This is a genomic window from Dongia deserti (assembly GCF_003574735.1).
In the GTDB taxonomy this organism is placed as follows: domain Bacteria; phylum Pseudomonadota; class Alphaproteobacteria; order Dongiales; family Dongiaceae; genus Dongia_A; species Dongia_A deserti.
The window spans coordinates 127487-148813 of record NZ_QORW01000011.1 but is presented as its reverse complement, the minus strand read 5'-3'; the positions used below and the strand labels follow the sequence as shown (position 1 = coordinate 148813).

Annotated in this window: 22 protein-coding genes; 11 read left to right on the top strand and 11 right to left on the bottom strand. The window is 63.7% G+C overall.

Annotation, left to right across the window (positions count from 1 at the left end):
* Window positions 1–141: 141 nt before the first annotated feature.
* The gene (locus tag DTX69_RS18390; RefSeq protein WP_119303014.1) at window positions 142–654 is read right to left on the bottom strand and encodes an SH3 domain-containing protein; all 513 of its coding nucleotides are present in this window, start codon (window positions 652–654) and stop codon (window positions 142–144) included.
* Window positions 655–867: 213 nt separating this feature from the next.
* Between DTX69_RS18390 and DTX69_RS18385 the strand changes: the two genes are divergently transcribed.
* Together DTX69_RS18385 and DTX69_RS18380 are read left to right on the top strand one after the other, a co-directional pair.
* Window positions 868–1851 (top strand): 2-hydroxyacid dehydrogenase, encoded by a 984-nt coding sequence (locus DTX69_RS18385; protein WP_119303013.1) that lies wholly within the window; start codon window positions 868–870, stop codon window positions 1849–1851.
* 181 nt (window positions 1852–2032) lie between these two features.
* Window positions 2033–3220, top strand: a complete 1188-nt coding sequence (locus DTX69_RS18380; protein WP_284735905.1) for an AGE family epimerase/isomerase — start codon at window positions 2033–2035, stop codon at window positions 3218–3220.
* A 115-nt stretch (window positions 3221–3335) separates the two neighbouring features.
* Here DTX69_RS18380 and DTX69_RS18375 read toward each other — a convergent pair whose 3' ends face one another.
* Window positions 3336–3950, bottom strand: coding sequence for a LysE family translocator (locus DTX69_RS18375; RefSeq protein WP_119303107.1), 615 nt, complete (start codon window positions 3948–3950; stop codon window positions 3336–3338).
* Between the two features lie 166 nt (window positions 3951–4116).
* On the opposite strand from DTX69_RS18375, the gene DTX69_RS18370 reads away from it, so the two are divergent.
* Complete coding sequence (locus DTX69_RS18370; protein ID WP_119303011.1) at window positions 4117–4611, top strand: cupin domain-containing protein; 495 nt, start codon at window positions 4117–4119, stop codon at window positions 4609–4611.
* Here the strand turns inward: DTX69_RS18370 and DTX69_RS18365 are convergent.
* The 7 genes from DTX69_RS18365 to ubiE all read right to left on the bottom strand — a co-directional run bounded on the left by DTX69_RS18365 (window position 4604) and on the right by ubiE (window position 11117).
* Window positions 4604–5368 carry a HesA/MoeB/ThiF family protein gene (locus DTX69_RS18365; RefSeq protein WP_119303010.1) on the bottom strand — a complete coding sequence of 255 codons (765 nt, stop codon included), beginning with the start codon at window positions 5366–5368 and terminating at the stop codon, window positions 4604–4606. The genes DTX69_RS18370 and DTX69_RS18365 overlap by 8 nt on opposite strands.
* Window positions 5369–5461: 93 nt before the next feature.
* A complete protein-coding gene (cysK, locus tag DTX69_RS18360; protein ID WP_119303009.1) occupies window positions 5462–6424 on the bottom strand; it encodes a cysteine synthase A in 963 nt (320 codons plus the stop codon).
* Window positions 6425–6471: 47 nt separating this feature from the next.
* Window positions 6472–6927 (bottom strand): RrF2 family transcriptional regulator, encoded by a 456-nt coding sequence (locus tag DTX69_RS18355; protein ID WP_119303008.1) that lies wholly within the window; start codon window positions 6925–6927, stop codon window positions 6472–6474.
* A 39-nt stretch (window positions 6928–6966) separates the two neighbouring features.
* Window positions 6967–7431: a dUTP diphosphatase gene (gene dut / locus DTX69_RS18350; RefSeq protein ID WP_119303106.1), complete on the bottom strand. Its 465-nt coding sequence runs from the start codon at window positions 7429–7431 to the stop codon at window positions 6967–6969.
* Entirely contained in the window at window positions 7424–8632 is a 1209-nt protein-coding gene (gene coaBC / locus DTX69_RS18345) for a bifunctional phosphopantothenoylcysteine decarboxylase/phosphopantothenate--cysteine ligase CoaBC (RefSeq protein WP_119303007.1), read from the bottom strand. The genes dut and coaBC overlap by 8 nt, the downstream gene beginning before the upstream one ends.
* Window positions 8633–8732: 100 nt before the next feature.
* Window positions 8733–10361, bottom strand: a complete 1629-nt coding sequence (gene ubiB, locus DTX69_RS18340; RefSeq protein WP_119303006.1) for a 2-polyprenylphenol 6-hydroxylase — start codon at window positions 10359–10361, stop codon at window positions 8733–8735.
* Window positions 10362–11117, bottom strand: coding sequence for a bifunctional demethylmenaquinone methyltransferase/2-methoxy-6-polyprenyl-1,4-benzoquinol methylase UbiE (gene ubiE, locus DTX69_RS18335; RefSeq protein WP_119303105.1), 756 nt, complete (start codon window positions 11115–11117; stop codon window positions 10362–10364).
* Between the two features lie 135 nt (window positions 11118–11252).
* Here ubiE and mutM point away from each other — a divergent pair, with 135 nt between their 5' ends.
* Entirely contained in the window at window positions 11253–12095 is an 843-nt protein-coding gene (mutM, locus tag DTX69_RS18330; RefSeq protein WP_119303005.1) for a bifunctional DNA-formamidopyrimidine glycosylase/DNA-(apurinic or apyrimidinic site) lyase, read from the top strand.
* 6 nt (window positions 12096–12101) lie between these two features.
* On the opposite strand, the gene DTX69_RS18325 is transcribed toward mutM, so the two are convergent.
* Window positions 12102–12764, bottom strand: a complete 663-nt coding sequence (locus DTX69_RS18325) for a TetR/AcrR family transcriptional regulator (RefSeq protein ID WP_119303004.1) — start codon at window positions 12762–12764, stop codon at window positions 12102–12104.
* 167 nt (window positions 12765–12931) lie between these two features.
* On the opposite strand from DTX69_RS18325, the gene DTX69_RS18320 reads away from it, so the two are divergent.
* Window positions 12932–14032, top strand: a complete 1101-nt coding sequence (locus DTX69_RS18320; protein WP_119303003.1) for an extracellular solute-binding protein — start codon at window positions 12932–12934, stop codon at window positions 14030–14032.
* A 130-nt stretch (window positions 14033–14162) separates the two neighbouring features.
* Window positions 14163–15569 (top strand): aminotransferase, encoded by a 1407-nt coding sequence (locus DTX69_RS18315; protein ID WP_119303002.1) that lies wholly within the window; start codon window positions 14163–14165, stop codon window positions 15567–15569.
* On the opposite strand, the gene DTX69_RS30235 is transcribed toward DTX69_RS18315, so the two are convergent.
* Window positions 15566–15742, bottom strand: coding sequence for a hypothetical protein (locus DTX69_RS30235; RefSeq protein ID WP_162917334.1), 177 nt, complete (start codon window positions 15740–15742; stop codon window positions 15566–15568). The two genes, DTX69_RS18315 and DTX69_RS30235, sit on opposite strands and share 4 nt — an antisense overlap.
* 148 nt (window positions 15743–15890) lie before the next feature.
* On the opposite strand from DTX69_RS30235, the gene DTX69_RS18310 reads away from it, so the two are divergent.
* From DTX69_RS18310 to DTX69_RS18290, 5 genes are all read left to right on the top strand, one after another.
* Window positions 15891–17804: a tetratricopeptide repeat protein gene (locus tag DTX69_RS18310; protein WP_162917333.1), complete on the top strand. Its 1914-nt coding sequence runs from the start codon at window positions 15891–15893 to the stop codon at window positions 17802–17804.
* A gap of 83 nt (window positions 17805–17887) precedes the next feature.
* The gene (locus DTX69_RS18305) at window positions 17888–18253 is read left to right on the top strand and encodes a hypothetical protein (protein WP_119303000.1); all 366 of its coding nucleotides are present in this window, start codon (window positions 17888–17890) and stop codon (window positions 18251–18253) included.
* Entirely contained in the window at window positions 18250–19026 is a 777-nt protein-coding gene (locus DTX69_RS18300) for an enoyl-CoA hydratase (protein WP_119302999.1), read from the top strand. The genes DTX69_RS18305 and DTX69_RS18300 overlap by 4 nt, the downstream gene beginning before the upstream one ends.
* A 135-nt stretch (window positions 19027–19161) precedes the next feature.
* Window positions 19162–19506 carry a hypothetical protein gene (locus DTX69_RS18295; RefSeq protein ID WP_119302998.1) on the top strand — a complete coding sequence of 115 codons (345 nt, stop codon included), beginning with the start codon at window positions 19162–19164 and terminating at the stop codon, window positions 19504–19506.
* A gap of 343 nt (window positions 19507–19849) precedes the next feature.
* Complete coding sequence (locus DTX69_RS18290; protein ID WP_162917332.1) at window positions 19850–21202, top strand: pentapeptide repeat-containing protein; 1353 nt, start codon at window positions 19850–19852, stop codon at window positions 21200–21202.
* Window positions 21203–21327: the final 125 nt, after the last annotated feature.

Genomic DNA, 21327 nt, shown 5'->3' with positions numbered 1-21327 from the left:
GCGTCATGACCGGGCGAGGAGCGCAGCGACGAGACCCGGTGACCCAAGTTTCATTCCGCCGCGCCGTACTTGGATTGCCGGATCATCCGCTTTGCGGCTGTCCGGCAATGACGAAGGAGGGATGTCAAGGGAGCGGAGCGCTCAATTCCCCTCGAACACCTCGTCCGGATACGTCCCCCAGAAATCGTCGCGACGCAGCCAGCCTTTGTAGCCTTTGACCTGAATGCGGCACCAATCGTCGGTGCCGCATTCGGCGATCTGGGCGACGACGCCAGGCTGCAGGATCGCAACCGCCTTGGCCCCGCCGGTCGGATCGGTGCGCAGGGTGCGCGCCTCGTCGATGATGAGGGCGCCGCGCTTGCCGGAGAGCAGGTTCTGCTGCACCCAGCCGACGGTGCCGTCACGGTCGCGGATGCGCCGCCAGGTATCGAACTCCTGGATGATCTCCACCGGGAGGCCTTTGCGCTGATAGACCCAGAGGATAGGATAGTCCTTGCCCGGGCCGGCGCGCAGGTTGACTTCGCTGCTGTCGAGCGAGGCGAAGCGCGGCAGTGGCAGATGGTCCTGGGCGAAAGCGGGTACGAGCCACAGCAGCGCCGCGGCCAGGCCTGCGACCGATCGCGTCAAGGCCCACTTCCACGCCGTCCGGCGCATGGTTACCCTTCCTTCTTCAAGACATTGAATTGCCTGATAATCCAGCCATCCGCGTTGGGTCAAGGCAGAGCAGCGTGCACAAGTCGGCTTTTGCGTCTGCGCCGGCCCGTTGCTAGACAAATCTGCGTTATTCCTGGTATGGCATCGGCCATGTGCACGGCCGCACAACGGCCGGCTTCGCCCTGAAGCGGGCCCAACTGGGGTAGGCTTTCCATGTCCTCAAAACCGCTGGTCATCGTCACCCGGAAGCTGCCGGACGCGATCGAGACCCGCATGATGGAATTGTTCAACGTCCGGCTGAACAACGAGGACGTCCCGCTGACCCAGCCCCAGCTCGTGGAGGCGGTGAAAACCGCCGATGTGCTGGTGCCGACCGTGACCGACCGGATCGATGCCGCAGTGCTGAGCCAGGCGGGCGAGCGCTTGCGCCTCATCGCCTCCTTCGGCACCGGCGTCGACCACATCGACCTTGCCAGCGCGCGGCAGCGCGGCATCACTGTCACCAACACGCCCGGCGTCCTGACGGAGGACACGGCGGACATGACCATGGCGCTGATCCTTGCTGTTGCGCGGCGCCTGAACCAAGGCGAGCGCCTGATCCGCTCCGGCAAGTGGCAGGGCTGGTCGCCGATGGGCATGCTGGGTCACCGCATCCATGGCAAGCGCCTGGGCATCGTCGGCATGGGGCGCATCGGCTCGGCCGTCGCGCGGCGCGCGCGCGGCTTCGGCCTTTCCGTGCATTACCACAACCGCCGGCGCGTCAACCCGCAGCTCGAGCAGCAGCTGGAGGCAACCTATTGGGAGAGCCTGGACCAGATGCTTTCGCGCATGGACATCATCTCCATCAATTGCCCGCACACGCCGGCGACCTATCACCTGCTATCGGCGCGACGGCTAAAGCTGCTGCAGCCCAAAGCCTATATCGTCAACACCGCGCGCGGCGAAGTGATCGACGAGAACGCGCTCATGCGCATGCTGGAGAAAAAGGAGATCGCCGGCGCGGGCCTCGACGTCTTCGAGCACGAGCCGGCCATCAATCCGAAGCTGCTCAAGCTCGACAACGTCGTGCTGCTGCCGCACATGGGCTCGGCCACGCTCGAAGGCCGCGTCGACATGGGCGAGAAGGTCATCATCAACATCAAGACCTTCGTCGACGGCCACAAGCCGCCCGACCGCGTGATCGAGTCGATGTTGTAAGGGCAGCGCCCTGGCTGTGTGGTCCGGTTGGAACATGAAGCCTTAGCATGACCTTTGCCGCCGCGCGGCCACATGGCCGGTCTTCATCGATGTCGCCCTGTTGGGCGCTGCACCTTGCCTACCGTGGTGCGGCCCGCAAGAGATGATCGCAGCGAATACTTCGGCGGTTGCCCGATTGGCCGTGCTTGCCAGCGCGGTGGAATCGGAACTGCGCGAAAATCTCCTGCCGTTCTGGGTTGGTATGCAGGACATGGACGAAGGCGGCTTCGTCGGCGCGGCGACGAGCGACGGGCGCACGGTTCCGTCTGCACCAAAGGGCGCCGTGCTCCACGCGCGCATCCTCTGGGCCTTTTCGGCGGCCTACTTGCGCTTCTCCGATCCGGTGCTGCTGACCGCGGCCAAACGCGCTCACCGTTTCATCGTACGGCACTTGATCGATCCGGTATGGGGCGGCGTGTTCTGGGCGGTGTCTCCCGATGGCGAGCCTATCGAGAAGCGCAAGCATCTGTATGCCCAGGCTTTCGCGATTTACGGCCTGAGCGCCTTTCACCGCGCCAGCGGCGATCCTGCGGCGCTGGAGCTCGCCCAGCAGATATGGCGCGCTATCGAGCGCCATGCGCCCGACCCTGGCGCCCCCGGTTACGTTGAATCGTTCACGCGCGACTGGCGAAGCACGCCAAATACACTGTTCGGCCGAGGTGCCGTCCCGAAGACCTTCAACACCCACTTCCATCTGCTGGAAGCCTATGCCGCACTCCTGGAGGTTTGGCCTGATCCGGCAGTCCTGCGGCGGGTCGAGATGCTTGCAATGCTGATGGCCGAGCGGCTTCTCGACCATCCTCGGCAGACCTTTTGGCAGCGCTTCGAGGCCGATTGGCAAAGCTTGGATCAGGGATTGTCGCATGGCCACGATATCGGGGGGAGCTGGCTCATTTTGACAGTAGCCGATACCCTCGCTTCGGACATTGCCGACCCGGTGCGCGCGGCGGTGTCGACCCTGGCGGGTGCCATACTGGATCGCGCTGTCGAGGCCGATGGCGGCGTGGCGACCGGTCTCGGTGCCGATGGCCAGCGAGCCCCGGGCAAAATATGGTGGGTCCAAGCCGAGGCCCTGGTCGGCTTCCTCGACGCTTTCGAGCGCCAGCGTGACGTGCGCTTCCTGGGCGCGGCCGAAGGCGTCTGGGGGTTCATTCAGCAATTTATGATCGATCGGACGGGTGGCGAATGGCGGTCGTGGATCGCTCCTGCTGGTACACCGCAGCCAGACATGCCAAAGGTGGGGTTCTGGAAATGTCCCTATCACACTGTACGTGCGTGCTTGGAAACGTTGAAGCGGTCCGAACGGCTCTCCGCCACCCTGTCTGAATGAAGGCCTGAGGATCTTGGCGAGCGGCCAGTGGACGATCGCCGGCGGCACTGCTGGCGGATAAGCTCCGCATGCACGGAACGGCGACCTTACAAGCTTAGTTAGGGGTGCGTCGCGGTCAGCGCGAGCGCGATAGCGCCAGCCATACCCCGCCGCCGATCAGGCACGCGCCGCTGGCGCGGTTGATGAAGCGCACGCGGCGCTGGGTCAGCAGCCGGCGCGCGCGGCCGACCGCAATGGCATAGAAGCCGTCGCTCGCCAGCGCCACGATCATCGCGGTCGGTCCGAGGATCGCAATCTGCGTCAGGTAATCGCGTGCGGGATCGACGAATTGCGGGATGAAGGCGCCGAAGAAGAATAGCGTCTTCGGGTTGCTCAGCATCACCAGGAAGCCCTGCAGGAGAAACCCACCCCGTGGGCGACGCGCTGCAGCGCGCGTATCAATCTCTCCCGTAGAGCGGATCAGCTTCCAGCCGAGCCAGACGAGATAGGCGGCGCCTGCGATCCGGAGCCAATCGAACCACCAGCCGATCGTCTGGATGAAGGAGGCAAGCCCCACCGCGACGGTGGCGATGCAGACCGCCAGCCCTGCCTGCGTGCCCGCGACGTTCAACAGCCCCGCGCGCGTACCGTGGGTCAGGGAATTGGCGACGATCAGCGTGACCGTCGGTCCCGGCACGATGACGATCACGATGGTGGCGAGCAGATAGGCGAAGTAGAGCTCGGACGACATGGCATTCATTCCGCAGAAAGGATCGATGTCCGCCACGACCATGACACAGGCGCGAGAGGGAACACCAGCCTGTATCGCTGGTTGACTTTGCCGGCGCGCGCTTGATCGCCGCTCTTGGCGGTGCATAGGGTTATAAAGGGGAGCGGACCTCAAGGGGAGAGCAGCCATGCCGGTTGAGGAAAAGACCGTTGTCAGCCTCGCCACCGCGACTGCGCAGGAGGTGATCGCGGAACTCGGCATGCAGCCGCATCCCGAAGGCGGCCACTTCGTCGAGACGTTTCGCGATCGGCCTTCCACCGGAGAGCGCGGTGCGGCCACCGCGATCTACTTCCTGCTCAAGTCCGGCGAGGTCTCGCGCTGGCATCGTGTCGATGCGATCGAGATCTGGCACTGGTATGCCGGCGCACCTTTGAGAATCGCCATCGCCGAACTCGAAGGCGTGCCGCCGAAGGAGCACCTGCTCGGCTCCAACGTTCTCGCTGGCGCGCGGCCGCAGGTCGTGGTGCCGGCCAATGCCTGGCAGTCGGCGCGCTCGCTCGGCGATTGGACGCTGGTGGGCTGCACCGTCGCGCCGGCATTCGAATACGAGGGCTTCGAGCTGGCGCCCGAAGGTTGGGAGCCGGAATCAGGAACCGGAGATCAGAACTCAGGCGTCAAATAGAGCCGCAGCTCGGGCAATCCGGGCGGCGTTTCACCTTCACGATCCGGATCTGGGCGGAGAGGCCGTCATAGAGCATGAGGCGGCCGGCCAAGGTGTCGCCGAGGCCGAGTAATTCCTTCAGCACTTCGGTGGCTTGCAGTGAGCCGAGGATGCCGGCGACGGCGCCGAAGATTCCGGCGGTCTCGCAACGGGGGATCAGATCCTGCGGCGGCTCTTCCGGGAAGATGCAGCGATAACACGGATAGGCCGGGCCGGCATGCGGCTTGAACACGCCGAGTTGGCCGTCAAAGCGCAGCAACGCGGCCGAGACCAACGTTCGCTTCATCTGCACGCACATATCGTTCAGCAGATAGCGCGTACGGAAATTATCGGTGCCGTCGGCGACCAAGTCATAGTCGGCGATCATCGCGGCATTGCCTTGCGTGAAGCGCGTCGCGTGGACGTCGGCCTTGATCTCGGGATTGAGGCGCTTGACGAAATCTGCGGCGCTTTGCGCTTTCGGACGGCCGACGTCTTCCAGGCGGTGGATGGTCTGGCGCTGCAGATTGGAGATATCGACCGTATCGTCATCGACGATGCCGATGCGTCCGACGCCGGCTGCCGCAAGATACTGGATGAGCGGCGAGCCGAGCCCGCCGGCGCCGACCACCAGCACATTCGCGTTGAGCAACTTGAGCTGGCCCTCTTCGCCCACTTCGTCGAGCACGACGTGACGGGCATAGCGTTCCAGCTGGGCGTCGGTGAGGTCGGTGATCATGATGGCTGCTGTCTCCACCTACTCCACTGTCACCCCGGATCACGCCGCTACACGGCTGTCTAGGGTGACGAACTAAGAATGCGTTGAGAGCGCTCAATCCAACCCTTCGAACAACGCCGTCGACAGATAGCGTTCGGCAAACGATGGAATGATGATCACGATGCGCTTGCCGGCATAGTCCGGGCGCTGGCCGAGTTCGCAGGCGGCGGACAAGGCGGCGCCAGAGGAGATGCCGACGGGCAGACCCTCGAGCTTGGCGACCTTGCGCGCCATCGAAAAGGCGTTGGCGTTGGAGACCGCCAGCACTTCGTCGATCACTTCGCGGCTGAGGATGTCCGGGACGAAGCCGGCGCCGATGCCCTGGATCTTGTGCGGGCCCGGCTGACCGCCGGACAGCACCGGTGAATCTTCCGGCTCCACCGCGATCATCTTGAGATTTGGATTGCGCTTCTTCAGCACCTCGCCGACGCCGGTGATGGTGCCGCCGGTGCCGACGCCGCTGATAATCGCGTCGACCTTGCCTTCGCAGTCCTTCCAGATCTCTTCCGCGGTGGTGCGGCGATGGATCTCCGGATTCGCGGGATTCTTGAATTGCTGCGGGATGATGGAGTTCGGAATCTCCTTCAACAGCTCCTCGGCACGCGCGATGGCGCCGGACATGCCGCGCGCCGCCGGCGTCAGCTCGAGCTCCGCGCCCAGCAGGCGCAGCATCTTGCGCCGCTCCATCGACATGGACTCGGGCATGGTGAGGATGCAGCGGTATCCTTTCGCCGCCGCGATGAAGGCGAGGGCGATGCCGGTATTGCCGCTGGTCGGCTCGATAATGACGGAGCCCTCCTTGAGCAGGCCCTTGTCCTCGAGATACTCGATCATCGCGATGCCGAGCCGATCCTTGACCGAGCTCAGCGGATTGAAGAATTCCAGCTTGCCGACCAGCTCGGCCTTGACGTTCTCTGCTTTCGCCAGCTTGGAGAGCCGCACCAAAGGCGTGGCCCCGATGGTCTGCAGCAGATTGTCGTAAATGCGGCCGCGGAAGTGCGTGAGTGCGTCTGACATGAACGTTGTCGCCTTTCTTGTCCTGTCTCAGCCTGCGCTGATGTGTCTCAAATCGAAAAATCCAAGCGTTCCTGCGCGTCGGTGCGGATGCCGGCCGCTTGCGCCTTCTGGCACAGATCCTCGAGGGTCACGGCATCCAGCTCCGCCAACATCTTGCGCTGCAGGTCGCGCCACATCGGCCGCACGATCTCCAATCCCACGCGCGAACCGCTCGCGGTCTGGATCGGATCCGGCACGCCCTCGAACTGGCGCACGGCGCGCACGATCTCGCCTACGGTAATCCGCCGCCGCTCGCGCGCCAATTGGTATCCGCCCTTCGGCCCGCGATGACCGGCCAGGATGCCGCTGCGCACTAGGTGCTGCAGCACCTGCTCCAGATAGCGGCGCGGAATGCCCTGGCGCCCTGATATGTCGCCCGATTGCACCGGCTGTGAACCGCCATAATAGGCGATGTCGAGCACGGACTCGATCGCGAACAGCAATCGCTTGGATGGATGAAGCAAAGCCAAACCCCTGTCGACGAGTCTTTTCTTGTTTGTGTTCTATTGCGCGACGGCGGCGACGCCCGTCGAGCCATAGCCGCCGCTGCCGCGTTCGGTTTCGTCCAGTCGTTCCACGGTATGCCAGGCGATCTGCGTGACCGGTGCCACCACCATTTGCGCGATGCGGTCGCCGCGCTTGATGATGAAGGGCACTGTCCCGTGATTGATCAGCAGCACCTGTACCTCGCCGCGATAGTCCGCGTCGATGGTGCCGGGCGAATTGAGCACGGTGATGCCATGCTTCAGCGCCAGGCCGGAGCGCGGGCGCACCTGAGCCTCGAACCCAGCCGGCAAGGCGATGGCAAGGCCGGTCGGAATGAGCTGCCGCGCGCCCGGCGCCAGAGTGACCTCGCCTTGCACCGCGGCCATGAGGTCCAGGCCGGCGGATTGCGTGGTCGCATAAGACGGCAGCGGCAGGTCGGCGCCGTGCGGCAGATGCTGCACGTGGACGGTTGGGCTATGCATGCGCGCCTCGCAGATGATCGGCGATCCGGCGCGCCAGGCGCAGCGCCACATCCTGTTTGCTCGAGGTCGGCCAGTCCTCGACACCGTTCGCGGAGATCAGATGGATCGTGTTGGCATCGCCGCCGAACGTGCCGGTGCCTGCCGACACATCGTTGGCCAGAATCCAGTCGCAGCCCTTCTTCTTCAACTTCTCTTCCGCGTGCTTGATTACTTGCTCGGTTTCCGCCGCGAAGCCGATCACCAGACGCGGCCGCGCCTTCTTCGATTGCGCGAGTGTCGCGAGGATGTCCGGATTGGCGGTGAGCTCGAGAGACTGCGCGGTCATACCGTTCTTCTTGAGCTTCTGGTTGCCGGCCTGGGCCGGGCGCCAATCGGCGACGGCGGCGGCGCATACCGCGACGTCGACCGGCAGCGCGGCCTCGCAGGCCGCGAGCATCTGCGCCGCGGTCTCGACATGGCGCACGGCGACGCCGGCCGGGTCTGCTTCGCCTGTCGGGCCGGACACCAGCAGGGTGTCCGCGCCGAGCTTGGCCAGCGCGGCGGCAATCGCGTGGCCCTGCTTGCCGGAAGAGCGATTGGCGATATAGCGCACGGGATCGATCGGCTCGTGGGTCGGACCGGAGGTCACCAGCGCCTTGAGCCCGCTCAGCACCCGCTCGCGCCCCAGCAGCGTTTCGATCGCGTCCAGGATGTCGTTGGGTTCCGATAGGCGGCCCGATCCCTCCTCGCCGCAGGCGAGATCGCCGCTGCCCGGCCCCACCACGTGGATGCCGCGCGCCCGCAAGGTCGCGATATTGGCCTGGGTAGCCGGATTCGCCCACATCATGACGTTCATGGCCGGCGCGACCAGCACCGGCTTGTCGGTCGCGAGCAGGGCGGTGGAGGCGAGGTCGTCAGCCAGCCCATGCGCCATCTTGGCGAGCAGGTCCGCGCTCGCCGGCGCGACCACGACCAGATCGGCCTCGCGCGACAGCCGGATATGGCCCATCTCGCTCTCGTCGGTCAGAGAGAACAGCTCCTGATAGACCTTCTCCCCGCTGATCGAAGCGAAGGAGAGTGGGGTGACGAACTCCGCCCCACCGGGGGTTAGGATCACCCGGAACGACAGGCCACGGTCCCGCCCACGCCGGATCAGCTCCAGCGACTTGTAGGCGGCAATGCCACCCGAGACGATCAACAGAATGCGTGCGGACGGGGCCATAAGAGCAAATTCCACAGTGTCGCATCGTATTTAATGTGGAATCACACACGGTGCAAGGTGCGGCGCCCATTACGGGAGGAAACTTAGGTGCGGAAGAGCGCTAAGGCACCGTCTCGCCGCGATCCAGGGGGATGTCGGCCGGCACGTCGGGCAGGACGTAGATGTTCTGCTCGCTGCCGCTGAACAGCAGGCCGGCAACCAGCACGGCAATAATGAGCCAGAGCCACCAATTGCTGCCCTGGCGGTTGATCACCTGCAGGGCTTCGGGGTCGAGCTTCAGGCCGCCTTCGGCCAAGTGGTGCAGCAGCCGGTCCATGTTGCGCATGACGGAGGGGAAGCGGCGCACGATGAAGAGCGCTTCTTCGGTGGCCTGCGCCACGCGCGCTTCGGGGCCGCGATTGTCGCGCATCCACTGCTCGATCAGCGGCTGCGCCAAGGTCCAGATGTTGAGGTTGGGATTGAGGCGGCGGCTCACGCCCTCCGCCATCAACATGTTCTTCTGCAGCAGCAGCAACTCGGGCTGCACCTCCATGTCGAAGCTTTCGGCGATGGAGAAGAGCTGGCCGAGCACGCGCGCGAAAGAGATGTGCTGCAACGGGCGACCGTGGATCGGCTCGCCGACCGAGCGCAAGGCGAGGGTGAAGTCCTCGACCGTGCGCACGCCCGGCAGGTAGCCGGCGTCGACGTAGACCTGCGCCACCTTGGCATAGTCACGCTGCAGGAAAGCGAGCAGCATGTCGGCCAGGAAATAGCGCGTGCGCTTGGTAAGGCGGCCCATGATGCCGAAATCGACGACCTGGATCGCGCCGTCATAGCCGACGGTCATGTTCCCCGGATGCTGGTCGCCGTGGAAATAGCCGTCGCGGAACGCCTGATTGAAGAACGCGGCAGCGGCCTTCGCCAGCACATCGTCGATATCGAGGCCGGCCGCCAGCATGCCCATGCGGTCATCCATCGGAATGCCGGTCAGGCGCTCCTGAGTCATCACGCGCTTGGCGGTGCGGCGCCAGTCGGTGTCCGGCACACGATAGGTCGGATCGCCGCCGAAATTCTGCCGCAATTCCGCCGCGGAGGCTGCCTCCAGGCGCAGATCCATTTCGACGCTGACGGTCGCGGAGAAGGTCTGCACCACCTCCACCGGCTTCAGCCGCCGAAGGCGCGGCTGTGTGCGCTCGATCAGGTAGGCCATCCACAACAGCAACTCGATGTCGGCCTTGAGGGCCTCCTCGATGCCGGGGCGCAGCACTTTCACCGCGACCGGGCGGCCCTCGGGCCAGTCCTTGTCGGGTCGCGTGATGGCGTAATGCACCTGGCTGATCGAAGCGGCGGAGATCGGCTCATCGTCGAACTGAGCAAAAAGCTCCTCGATGGGCGCGCCGAGCTCCTTTTCGATCGTCGCGCGCGCCTGGAACGCGCTGAAGGACGGCAGTTGGTCCTGCAGCTTTGCCAGGTCTTCCGCCACCTGCTCGCCGAACAGGTCGGAGCGCGTGGACAGCACCTGTCCCAGCTTGATGAAAGCCGGGCCGAGCTCGCTCAGCGCCAAGGCCAGGCGCTCGCCGGGCCGCTTGTCGCCGACCTGCCGTCCGAACAGCAACTGGATGACGGCCAGGACCACCGGCGCCAGGCCGGCGCCCATCATCGCCTTCTCGAACGGCGCCAGGGCACCGTGCCGCGCGAAGGTGATCGCGATCATGATCAGGCGTCGGATGGAACGAATGGAACTGAGCATCTAGACGCGCCAACCGGAGTGCAGAGCCGCGACGCCCGCGGACAGGTTGCGATAGGAGACCTGCGCAAAGCCGGCCTTCGCCATCATGCCGGCCAATGTTTCCTGGTTCGGGAAGCGGCGGATCGATTCGACAAGATACTGGTAGGACTCGCGATCGCCCACCACCTGCTGCCCCAGCCACGGCAGCACCTTGAAGGAATAGAGGTCATACGCCTTGGCAAGGGCCGGAACCGCGACCTGGGAGAATTCCAGGCACAGGAAGCGGCCGCCGGGCTTCAGCACGCGCCAGGCTTCGTGCAGCGCCCTGTCCCAGTCCGCGACGTTGCGCAGGCAAAATCCGATCGTATAAGCATCGAACCGCATCTCGTCGAACGGCAGATGCTCGGCGTTGCCGGCCACCCATTCGATGCCGGTGAGGATGCCGCGGTCGACCGCCCGGTCGCGCCCCTGGTTCAGCATGGCGGGGGTCAGGTCGCAGACCGTGATGCGGGCGTCGGGTACGCGCTCCAGGAGGCGGAAAGCGATGTCGCCGGTACCGCCGCCCACATCCAGGATGCTTTGCCCGGCGCGCGGGCTCAGCCAGTCGATCATCGCGCTTTTCCACAGGCGGTGGATGCCGACCGACATCAGGTCGTTCATCAGGTCGTATTTGTCCGCGACTGAGGAGAAGACATCGCGCACCAGCATGGTCTTTTGCGCGCGGCCCACTCTGCGGTCACCGAACCAAGTCTCTGATGTGTCGTGATCCCCTGTCATGGCCGGCACCATAGCTTGCGCCAGGATTGCTTTCCAACGGCAAAAGGGCGCATCAGGACAAAGACTTGGCAGTCCTGACAGGATCGGATGTAGTGACGTGCTGAGTTGAGGGCCGTCCTTGGGGGAGAAGCTGCGTTGCCTGAATTGCCGGAAGTGGAGACCGTGTGCCGGGGCCTGGCCATGAAGATGGAGGGCAAGCGCCTGACCCGGGTGGAGCAGCGGCGCAAGGACCTGCGCTTTCCCCTGCCGCCGGACTTCGCCAAGCGCCTGACCGGCCGGCGCATCATCCGCATCGGCCGGCGCGCCAAATACATGATCTGGGAGCTGGATGACGAGACGGCGGTGATCGGCCATCTCGGCATGACCGGGCGCATGCTGCTGGGCCAGGGCTGGCCGGATGTGCTGGAACCCCATGACCACCTGATCTTCCAGACGGAGAACGGCTGGTGCCTGCGTTTCAACGATGCGCGACGTTTCGGCATGATGGACCTGACGCCGCTCGCCGAGCTCGATGCGCACAAGCTGCTTAGGGGGCTGGGACCGGAGCCGCTGGGCAACGAGTTCAACGGCCCCTCGCTCGCCGCTTCGCTCAAGGGCAAGAAGACCAGCATCAAAGCCGCCCTGCTGGACCAGAAGGTCGTGGCCGGACTCGGCAACATCTACGTGTCGGAAGCTCTCTTCCGCGCTGGCCTATCGCCCAAACGCATGGCCTACACGGTTCAGCGCGAACGCGCGGAGAAGCTGGCGGCCGCGATCAAGGCCGTGCTGGCTGATGCGATCGCCGCCGGCGGCTCATCCCTGCGCAATTATGTCCGGGCCGACGGCGATCTCGGCGACTTCCAGCATCACTGGCGCGTCTATGAACGCAAGGGCAAGGGATGCTGGCGCTGCACCTGCGATGTGGAGAAGACCGGCGGCGTGATGCGCATCACGCAGGTCGGGCGCTCGACATACTACTGCCCGCGGAAGCAGAAGTAGGCATGTTTACGGTGCGGCGGACTTCGCTCTCTTCGCGAAATGTTTTGGGAAGATCGCGGCCAAATGCGTTCGGCACACGGCGCGGCCTGCGGCGGGGCGATAGCGATGCGGGTCGAGCGCCCAGTCGAGCCACAGGCCTTCCAGCAGGAAGGTGATGCCGAGGGCTGCGACATCGACCTTGATGTCGTAGCCACCGTCCTTGATCAGCGCAGCGCACAGCGACTTGACGGTGCCGAAGAACACGGCCTCGCGGGTATCGCAGAGTGGGCGGTAGCTGGGATTGGTAATGGCTTCCTGCCGGAAAGCGAGCCAGGCGATGAGGGCGCGGTCATCGTGGGTCTTGCGACCTACGTCGTGCTCGACCAAAGCCCACAGCCTGCCCGCTGGGTCATCCTCTGTGCGCGCGATCGCCGCCTGCCAGCTCGTACGATAGGCATCGGCCAGATGCTTCAGCACCTCGTGCAGCAGCTTGTCCTTGCGGTGAAAATGCAGGTTCACCATGCCGCGGGCCAGGCCGGAATACTCGACCAAGCGCGAAACCGACAGCCCTGAGAAGCCGTGCCGTGCAATCGCTTCGATCGCGGCGTCGATCAGTTTCGCGCGGAAGTAGGCCTTGGCTTCATCGCGGCGGCGCGGCCTGGCGCTCCGCTCCTTTGCTGCCGTCCCCATTCGATCGTTTTGTCCGCTTCTCCCTGCCGGATGCCGATTTCTCACCTGTCCTTGCGCCCTTGACAACAGTAAATTCTATGAACGATCATTCATAGAAAGCGAGACGGCAGTAAATGCCCGGGATGGCTGCAGCGACCGCCGGCGCGCCGGCGACAAGGGAGGCATGAATGATTTCCAAGGCAGGATTGCTCGCGACGTTCACAGCATTCGCGTTGATCGCGACCCTCAATGCGGCAGAGGCGCAGGAGCGACAGCTCTTCATCTACAACTGGTCAGACTATATCGGGTCGACCACGATCGAGGATTTCGAGAAGGAGACCGGCATCAAGATAACTTACGACCTGTTCGACAGCTACGAGACGATGGATGCGCGTGTGCAGGCGGGGGCTTCGGGCTACGATATCATTTTCCCTGGCCGGCAGTTCGTGCAGCATCACGTGAAGCAGGATCTCTACTATCCGCTCGACAAGTCGAAGCTGAAGAATCTCGGCAACATCGATCCAAAGTTCTGGGAAGTGCTGCAGGTCTCGGACCCCGGCAACAAATATGCGGTGCCGTACATGTTCTGGACCAACGGCTTCGTCTATGACGAAAAGAAGATCAAGGCCATCGATCCCGATGCGCCGGTCGACTCTTGGGACATGTTCTTCAAGCCGGAAGTCCTGTCCAAGTTCACCAAATGCGGCACCAGCGTGCTGGACTCGCCGGAAGACGTGATCGATCTCGCGCTAAATTATCTCGGCCTGCATCCGGGCAAGAGCGATCCGGAAGAGGTGAAGAAGGCCGCCGACCTGGTCGGCAAGATGCGACCGAATTTGGCGGCCTTCGATTCCGTCGGCACAATCGGCGCGCTGGCTGACGGCAGCCGGTGCCTGGCCATGACCTGGTCGGGCGACTATGCGCAAGCGGCCGCCCGCGCCGAGGAAGCGGGTGTCGACGTGGCGCTCAAATACGCGACGCCCAAGGAAGGCGTGAACATGGATTACGATACGATGGCCATCCTGAAGGACGCCAAGAACATCGAGGAAGCGCACATGTTCATCGATTACATGTTGCGGCCGGAGGTGATCGCGAAGATCACCAACGAGATCGGCTATGCCAATGCCAACAAGGCGGCGACGCCCCTCGTGGACGAGGCGATCCGCAACGACCCGGCGATGTATCCCGATCCGGAACGCCTCGCCAACGTCTATGTGACGGAACTCCGCACGCCCGAGGAAGCACGCCTCATCGTGCGCGAGTTCACGCGGGCGAAGACGGGGCAATGACTCGCACCGTATAGCTTGCCTTATAACGTCATCACCGGGCCGTCGCGAAGCGGCGGACCCGGTGATCCAAGTGTGATCGCTCACCCACGGGAACTTGGACCCGCGGGTGACGATTAGCGAAAGGAACCTCATGCTCACCAATCTCGACGAACACATGCGCATCGAGCGGCTGGAGGATCTGGATCGGCGGCACCTGATCCATCCCTGGACGGATCTCGGCGCGGTTCGCGCGCAGAAGCCGTTGATCATCGACCGCGCCGAGGGCGTGCATGTCTATGACGTCGAGGGCAAGCGCATGATCGACGGCATGGGCGGCATGTGGTGCGTCAATGTCGGCTATGGCCGTGACGAGATCGCGGAGGCGATGGCGGCGCAGGCCAAGCGCATGTGCTATTTCTCGCCCTTCACCAAGAACTCGACTGAACCGGCAATCGAGTTCGCGCACCGGATAGCGAGATATACGCCAGGTGATCTTAACCGCGTGTTCTTCACCACCGGCGGATCGACCGCAGTCGATTCCGCGATTCGCTTCATCCATTTCTATTTCAGTTTCCTGGGACAGAAAGAGAAGCGCCACATCATCTCGCGCGAGAACGCCTACCACGGCAGCACGTATCTCACTGCCACCATTTCCGGCAAGCCGGGCGACAAGCCCAACATGCGCTTCGCGACCGACATCGTGCATCACTTGCCAGCGCCCAATCCCTATCGCCGGCCGGATGGGATGAGCCTGGAAGCGTTCGGCGACCAGTGTGTTGGCGATCTCGAGCGCAAGATCCTGGAGCTCGGACCGGAGACCGTCGCGTGCTTCGTGGCGGAGCCCCTGCTCGCGTCCGGCGGGGTGATCGTCCCGCCGCCCGGCTATCAGCGTCGCACCTGGGAGGTCTGCCGCAAATACGGCGTGCTCTATGTGTCGGACGAAGTCGTGACCGGCTTTGGGCGGTTGGGCCACGTGTTCGCATCGGAGCCGGTATTCGATATCGTGCCGGACGTCATCACCTCGGCTAAAGGGCTGACGTCGGGCTATGTGCCGCTTGGCGCCTTCATCGTATCCGACGCACTCTACAACCAGCTCCTCGACGCGGCCGGCGAGGGGCAGATGTTTGCCAATGGCTTCACCTATTCATCGCACCCAGTCGCCTGCGCCGCCGGCCTTGCCGCGCTCGACATCCTGGAGCGCGAGGACATTTGCGGCCACGTGCGCGAATGGGGTCCCTATTTTCGGGAGCAGCTTGGCACCCTTGCTGACCTCGATCTGGTGGGCGACGTGCGCGGCAGCCATTTCATGGTCTGCGTCGAGTGCGTCGCGGACAAGAAGACGAAGGAGCCCTGTCCGAGCGCATGGAGCGTCGCCAAGCGGGTGTTCGAACGCTGCCGCGAGCGCGGCCTGATGATCCGCCCGCTCGGCAACTGGATCGTGCTCTCGCCGCCCCTCATCATCGGCAAGGCGGAGATCGACGAAGCCGTCACGGCGCTGCGCGGCGCCGTCCGCGACGTGCAGGGTGACCTAGTGCGGGAAGGCGTTTGGCGCGCTTAGCGCCGGTCGAGGTACCAGCCCGCGCTGCGGTCGCACATCAGGCCGATCGACCAATCCTCCGGACCCAACACCGGCGGCAGCCAGTCCGTGGCACGGCTGTCGGAAGCGGGCTGTTCGGTATGGCGCCTCTGGCGCGAGATCAAGGTCCTGATCTTTTGTCCAAACTTCCACATGATGCTTCCCCTCGGCTGATCGACTGGGGCAGGATCGCGGATCGGCGTGAGCTCAGGCGGAAAAGGCGGTCTGCAACGGTGCGCGCCGCGTGAAAAGTGCGTAAAATCGACGTGCTGGAGATCCGTGCGTCCCTCGGGGAGGGGCAATTTGGCGGCGTGCAGCCTGACATTGCTGGGCGGGTTCGGGCTGCGGTCGGCGGACGGTCGCGAGCTGGCCCTGTCAACCCGAAAGGATCGCCTGTTGCTGGCCTATCTTGCCCTCAATGCCGGCCGGTCTCTGGCACGGGACCGGCTCGCCGGATTGCTGTGGGGCGACCGGGGCGAGACCCAGGCGCGCGATTCCCTGCGCCAGTCCATCGCCGCGATCCGTCACACATGTCGCCAGGTCACGCTCGATCCGATCGCCTCCGAGCGGGACTCGGTCAACTTCTCCTGTGATGGCATCGAGATCGACGCCGTGGCCTTCGAACGGCTCGCTGCTGAACCCGCAACATGGCCGGATGCGGCGACGCTCTATCGTGGAGCGCTGCTCGAAGGCATCGACGGTATCACGCCGGAATATGAAGCCTGGCTCGCTCCGGAACGAGAGCGGCTTGCCGCGCTCGCAGTTCGTCTGGTCGAGAACATCGCGACGACGGCACAGCCGAGCGAAACAGCCTTGTGCCTCTCGCGGCAGTTGTTGGCGCGGGATCCTGTGTGCGAACCGCTGCATCGCACGCTGATGCGCCTGCATGTCGCTGCCGGCGATCGCGCGACAGCACTCAAGCTGTATGCAGTATGTCGCGACACTCTGAAAAGAGAACTGGACACAGTGCCGGACCTGCAGACCGAGATGCTTTATCGGAACATCTTGACGGACCGCCCGGCGCAACAGGCGCCCATGGTGGACTCTGCGCGCGCAACAGAGCGTCCGTCGATTGCCGTGCTGCCCTTCAGCAATCTCAGCCGTGACCCGGACCTCGACCATCTCTGCGAGGGTTTGGCGGAGGACATCATCACCGGCCTCGGCCGCTTCCGCCTGCTGTTCGTCATTGATCGCTACTCCTCCTCGATGATCGTGAAGCAGGAGACCGACATCGCGGAAATCGGCAGGCGGCTAGGCGTCGCTCACCTCGTTCAAGGCAGCCTGCAACGCCAGGGCGATCGCGTGCGGATCACCGTGCGATTGCTCGACGCCGCGACCCGGGCGCAGGTCTGGGGTGAATCCTACGATCACCCCTTCGCAGATCTCACCACCATTCCGGATACCATCACGCGCGCGCTCACCTCCACGCTTCACGGCCGCGTCGAGAGCGCGTTGCTGGCGCAGGTTCGGCGCAAACCGAAGATGGCGGCCTACGAATGCCTGTTGCGCGGTCTCAAGCATCTGCGTGGCTATGGTCCGGGCGACAATCAGCGCGCCGTCGAATTATTCCAGCAGGCGGTCGATCTCGACCCAGACTATGCGCGTGCTCGCGCCTACCGCGCCTTTGCCGATGTGGTGCTGTACGGCTACAGCGACGCGCCCGATGAAATTCTGGACCGGTCCCATGCGATGGCGACAACCGCGCTGGAGCTCGATGAGACTGACGGTCGCTGTCAATTTCTGGTAGGTCTCATCCAACGCTATCGCGGCGATATGGACAGCGCCGAGCGGCACTATCAGCGTGCGCTCGAGCTCAACCCCAACGATGCCGATGTCATTGTTGGCTACGGCAGGCTGCTCGCGTTTCGAGGACAGCTGGAGCAGGGCCTCGATCGCGTCATGCAAGGCATGCGCCTCAATCCGTATCATCCGGAATGGTATTGGCTCAATCTCGCCTCCGTACTTTACGAAGCCGGACGATATGCCGACGCGGCCGCGGCCCTGAGCCGGATCACCAAGCCGGGATATTGGGTGCTTTGTCGGCTTGCCGGCTGCTATGCGGAACTCGGCCGGATGGAGGAAGCTAGAGAAACAGCGGCCAATGCGCTTCGGCTTCGGCCCAATTTTAGAGTCGGAACTCTCCGGCTCCGCGAGTGCCCGCCGGCGATTGCCGATCGAATTAGAGGCGGGCTGCGCAAGGCGGGGCTGCCGGGATGACAAAATCGGTGCGTGCTGGTCAGCACCCTTCCAGCCCGCTGTCAGGCATGCTAAAGGCCGTTCCGATCCGAAAGGGAGCGGTCATGCGCGGTTGGCTGGTTGCCGTCATTCTTACTCTTGGCCTCGGCGGTTCCGCCTGGGCCACCGAGTATTTCTCCGCCATCGCCGATCTGCCGGTGGCCGATGGGCTGACCGAGCAGAAGGACAAGTCGACCGTGTTCGATGCACCGCTCGGGCGCATCGTGACGGCCTATGCCACTGGCAAGGTCGGCGCCGACGACGTGTTCGATTTCTATGACGATGCCTTACCGCCGCTCGGCTGGGAGAAGGCCGGCGAAGGCACCTACCACCGCAAGGCCGAAACCCTGAAGATCGATGTCCTGGGCGGGCAGGGCGGATCGCCGGTCAATGTCTCTTTCACCCTCAGCGCCGAAAGCCAGCAGCAATGACGTTCGAAACCATCCTCCTCGAGAAGCGCGACCGCGTCGGGCTCATCACGCTCAACCGGCAGAAGGCATTGAACGCGCTGTGCACACAACTGATCGCCGAGCTGGAGCAGGCGCTGAACGAACTGGAGAGCGACGCGAATATCGGCGCCATCGTGGTGACGGGTAGTGAGCGTGCCTTCGCCGCCGGCGCCGATATCAAGGAGATGAAGGACCGCACCTTCATCGACGTCTTCACCAGCGACTTCATCACCAAAGGTTGGGAGCGCCTGGCGCAGTGCCGCAAGCCGACCATCGCCGCGGTCGCGGGCTTTGCGCTTGGCGGCGGGTGCGAGATCGCCATGATGTGCGACCTCATTATCGCGGCCGAGACCGCGAAGTTCGGCCAGCCGGAGATCACCATCGGCACCATTCCCGGGGCCGGGGGGACCCAGCGCCTGACCCGCGCGGTCGGCAAGGCGAAGGCCATGGACCTGGTGCTGACCGGCCGCATGATGGATGCCGAGGAGGCCGAGCGCAGCGGCCTTGTCGCGCGCGTCGTGCCGGCCGACAAGCTGCTGGAGGAAGCGCTAGCGGTCGCGGCCAAGATCGCGTCTTTCTCGCTGCCCGCGGTCATGATGGCCAAGGAGGCGGTCAACCAGGCGTTCGAGACCGGCCTTGCCGAGGGACTGAAGTTCGAGCGCCGCGTGTTCCACGCAACCTTCGGCACCGAGGACCAGAAGGAAGGCATGACGGCTTTTACCGAGAAGCGGCCAGCCCAGTTCAAGCACCGCTGAGCCAGGCGTCGGTCGCCGAAACGGCTTTCAATCCAGTGCGTTAACCAAGTAACCAGTTGGTAACGCCGTCTCCGCGAGAATAGGACGACCAACAGCCGGAGATTGGGCGGCCCGCTCTTGCGGGCCTGGTGAGCCATGTCCTCAGCCACTTTGACCACGGCGCCCGCCGGGCGCGTGAAACTCCGTAATCTCTCCGTGATGATCGACGGGCGCCGGCACGAGATCGTCAATATGAATATTGTCGATGTCCTGATCGCCGGCGCGCCGGATTGGATCGCACCGCGGCAGAAGCTCAACTTCACCTTCGTGCTGTCGCTGGAGGGCAAGCAGCGCGCCTTGCCGACCTATGGCGTTGTCGTGCGCAATGACGCGCAGGGTCTCGAGGTGCGCTACAACGCGCCGGTGCTGCGCTGGCGCGACGTCCTGGCCCGGCTGATCACCGAAGACGCGCGCGCGGCCGCCAACGCGAATAAAACCTGAAGAAAAAAGACTCGGCCGGAGCCCGGGCCTTAAGATCGGACTTGATCAATCGGGCCATTAACCTTCTTTCGCCTTAAAATTGCCTTTTAGCCCAGGTTGCTCTACCTGCGCAGCTCAAGCTCTGCTAACGTTGGACAACACTATGACTGTCCGCATGCACTCTCTCGGGCTCGTTTCGCTGATCGCCGGCTTGCTCGCTACGTCGGCCGCCTGGGCCTGTTCCTGCAACGTTGCGGATCCGGATTCGCTGGTCGTCAATTCCTCGATCCTGTTCGAAGGTGCGATGGTGAACACGAGACACCTGAACTCCTCCGACTGCGATGACGGATTTTGCACACATCAGATGGAAAGCATCTTTCGCGTCGATCAGGCCTTCAAAGGCGAACTCGGGAAGACTGTCGCTCTCCGATATCTGCCGCAGGACGGCGTAAATTGTGGCCCTGTCTTCCGGATGCAAGAGACGTCGATCATCGCCGCTTATCTTGGCGGGGATGGCCTCTATCATGTCTCCAGCATTTGCACTCAAGGGTCCGGGACGTTTGGGCGCGACCGCGCGATCGTATTCGAAGCTCTCGCACGCTTCCAACAGCGTCTAGATGTTTATCAGGCCGCAATCGATTCCGCGCCTGGAGACCCCGCTCCCGTCATCGACAAAGCGCGGTTGCTCGCAGAGACCAGGAACCTGCCCGAGGCTTTGACGCTGTTGAGCGAGGTTCTTGCGGCGGATCCAGGCAATCGCGAGGCAGTGCTCTTCACAGCAAAGTTGCGATCGCAGTACAGGCAGGACGAACTCGCCCTCGGCGCACTCGACCCCTATCTCGCCCAAAATCCAACCGACGCATATGCGCTTCGTGCGCGCGCCACAAGTCTCATCCGTCTTGGCCGCACCGATGAAATCGAGCCCAGCTGGCGAGACTTCACAAATCTGTCTGGCGCGAAGTTTGATCTTTCCGGTCGCACCCTGGACGGCGCGACATTCCGCGGGGCCACTCTCACGACAGTTTCCTTTGCGGGAACGTCCCTGAAGCAATCTGATTTTTCGGAAGCCCAACTATGGAACGCTGTCCTGGACGGCGCAGATCTGGCTGGCGCCGATCTCACCTATGCGCTCGTGTCAGGCTCACTCGATGGAGTGAACTTCGAAAACGCAAGACTGAACCGGGCTGCGTTCAGCTTCAAGGGAAGGATCGCGAGCCTCAAAGGCGCGGATCTGAACAGCGCTGACTTTCGTTCGCCTGGTCTCGGCGCCATGCTCAAGAACTACCGCTCGGAGAGATTGCGCGTCGGATCGCTCGAGAAGGTGAATGCTGTCCGCGTCAATGCTCAACGCGCGAACTTTATAACCTTGATGATGGCGGACGCGGATTTCTCGGATGCAGATCTCAGGAATGCCAGGTTTCAGTTCTCAGATCTGCGTGGTGTCTTGTTCCCCGGTACGAATCTGGAGGGTGCCTCGTTTTGCGAATCAGACCTGACCGGCGGCAATCTCCAGAACGCCAATCTACGCAAGGTTTCGTTTGCGTCGACCAAGCTCGACGAGGTCCGCCTTGAGGGCGCGGTCTTTGATCGTTGGACGGCCTGGCCGGTTGGGCTCGACCCCATCAAGGCGGGCGCGCGCATGGATGGAGATCGCAGCAAGGAAGGAATCAACAGGGCGGCCTCGCCATCGACAACGGCAAGCTGGCCGTGCCCATGACAGCATGTTCGGCGCCGGCCTGGGTGATGTGTTCTCCGTTGACCATCCGTCGCTGTGTTGGCTGGACTTTTCCAGCGTCGACCGTCCTGGCGTGGCTGACCGCCGAAGACGCGCGCGCGGCCGCC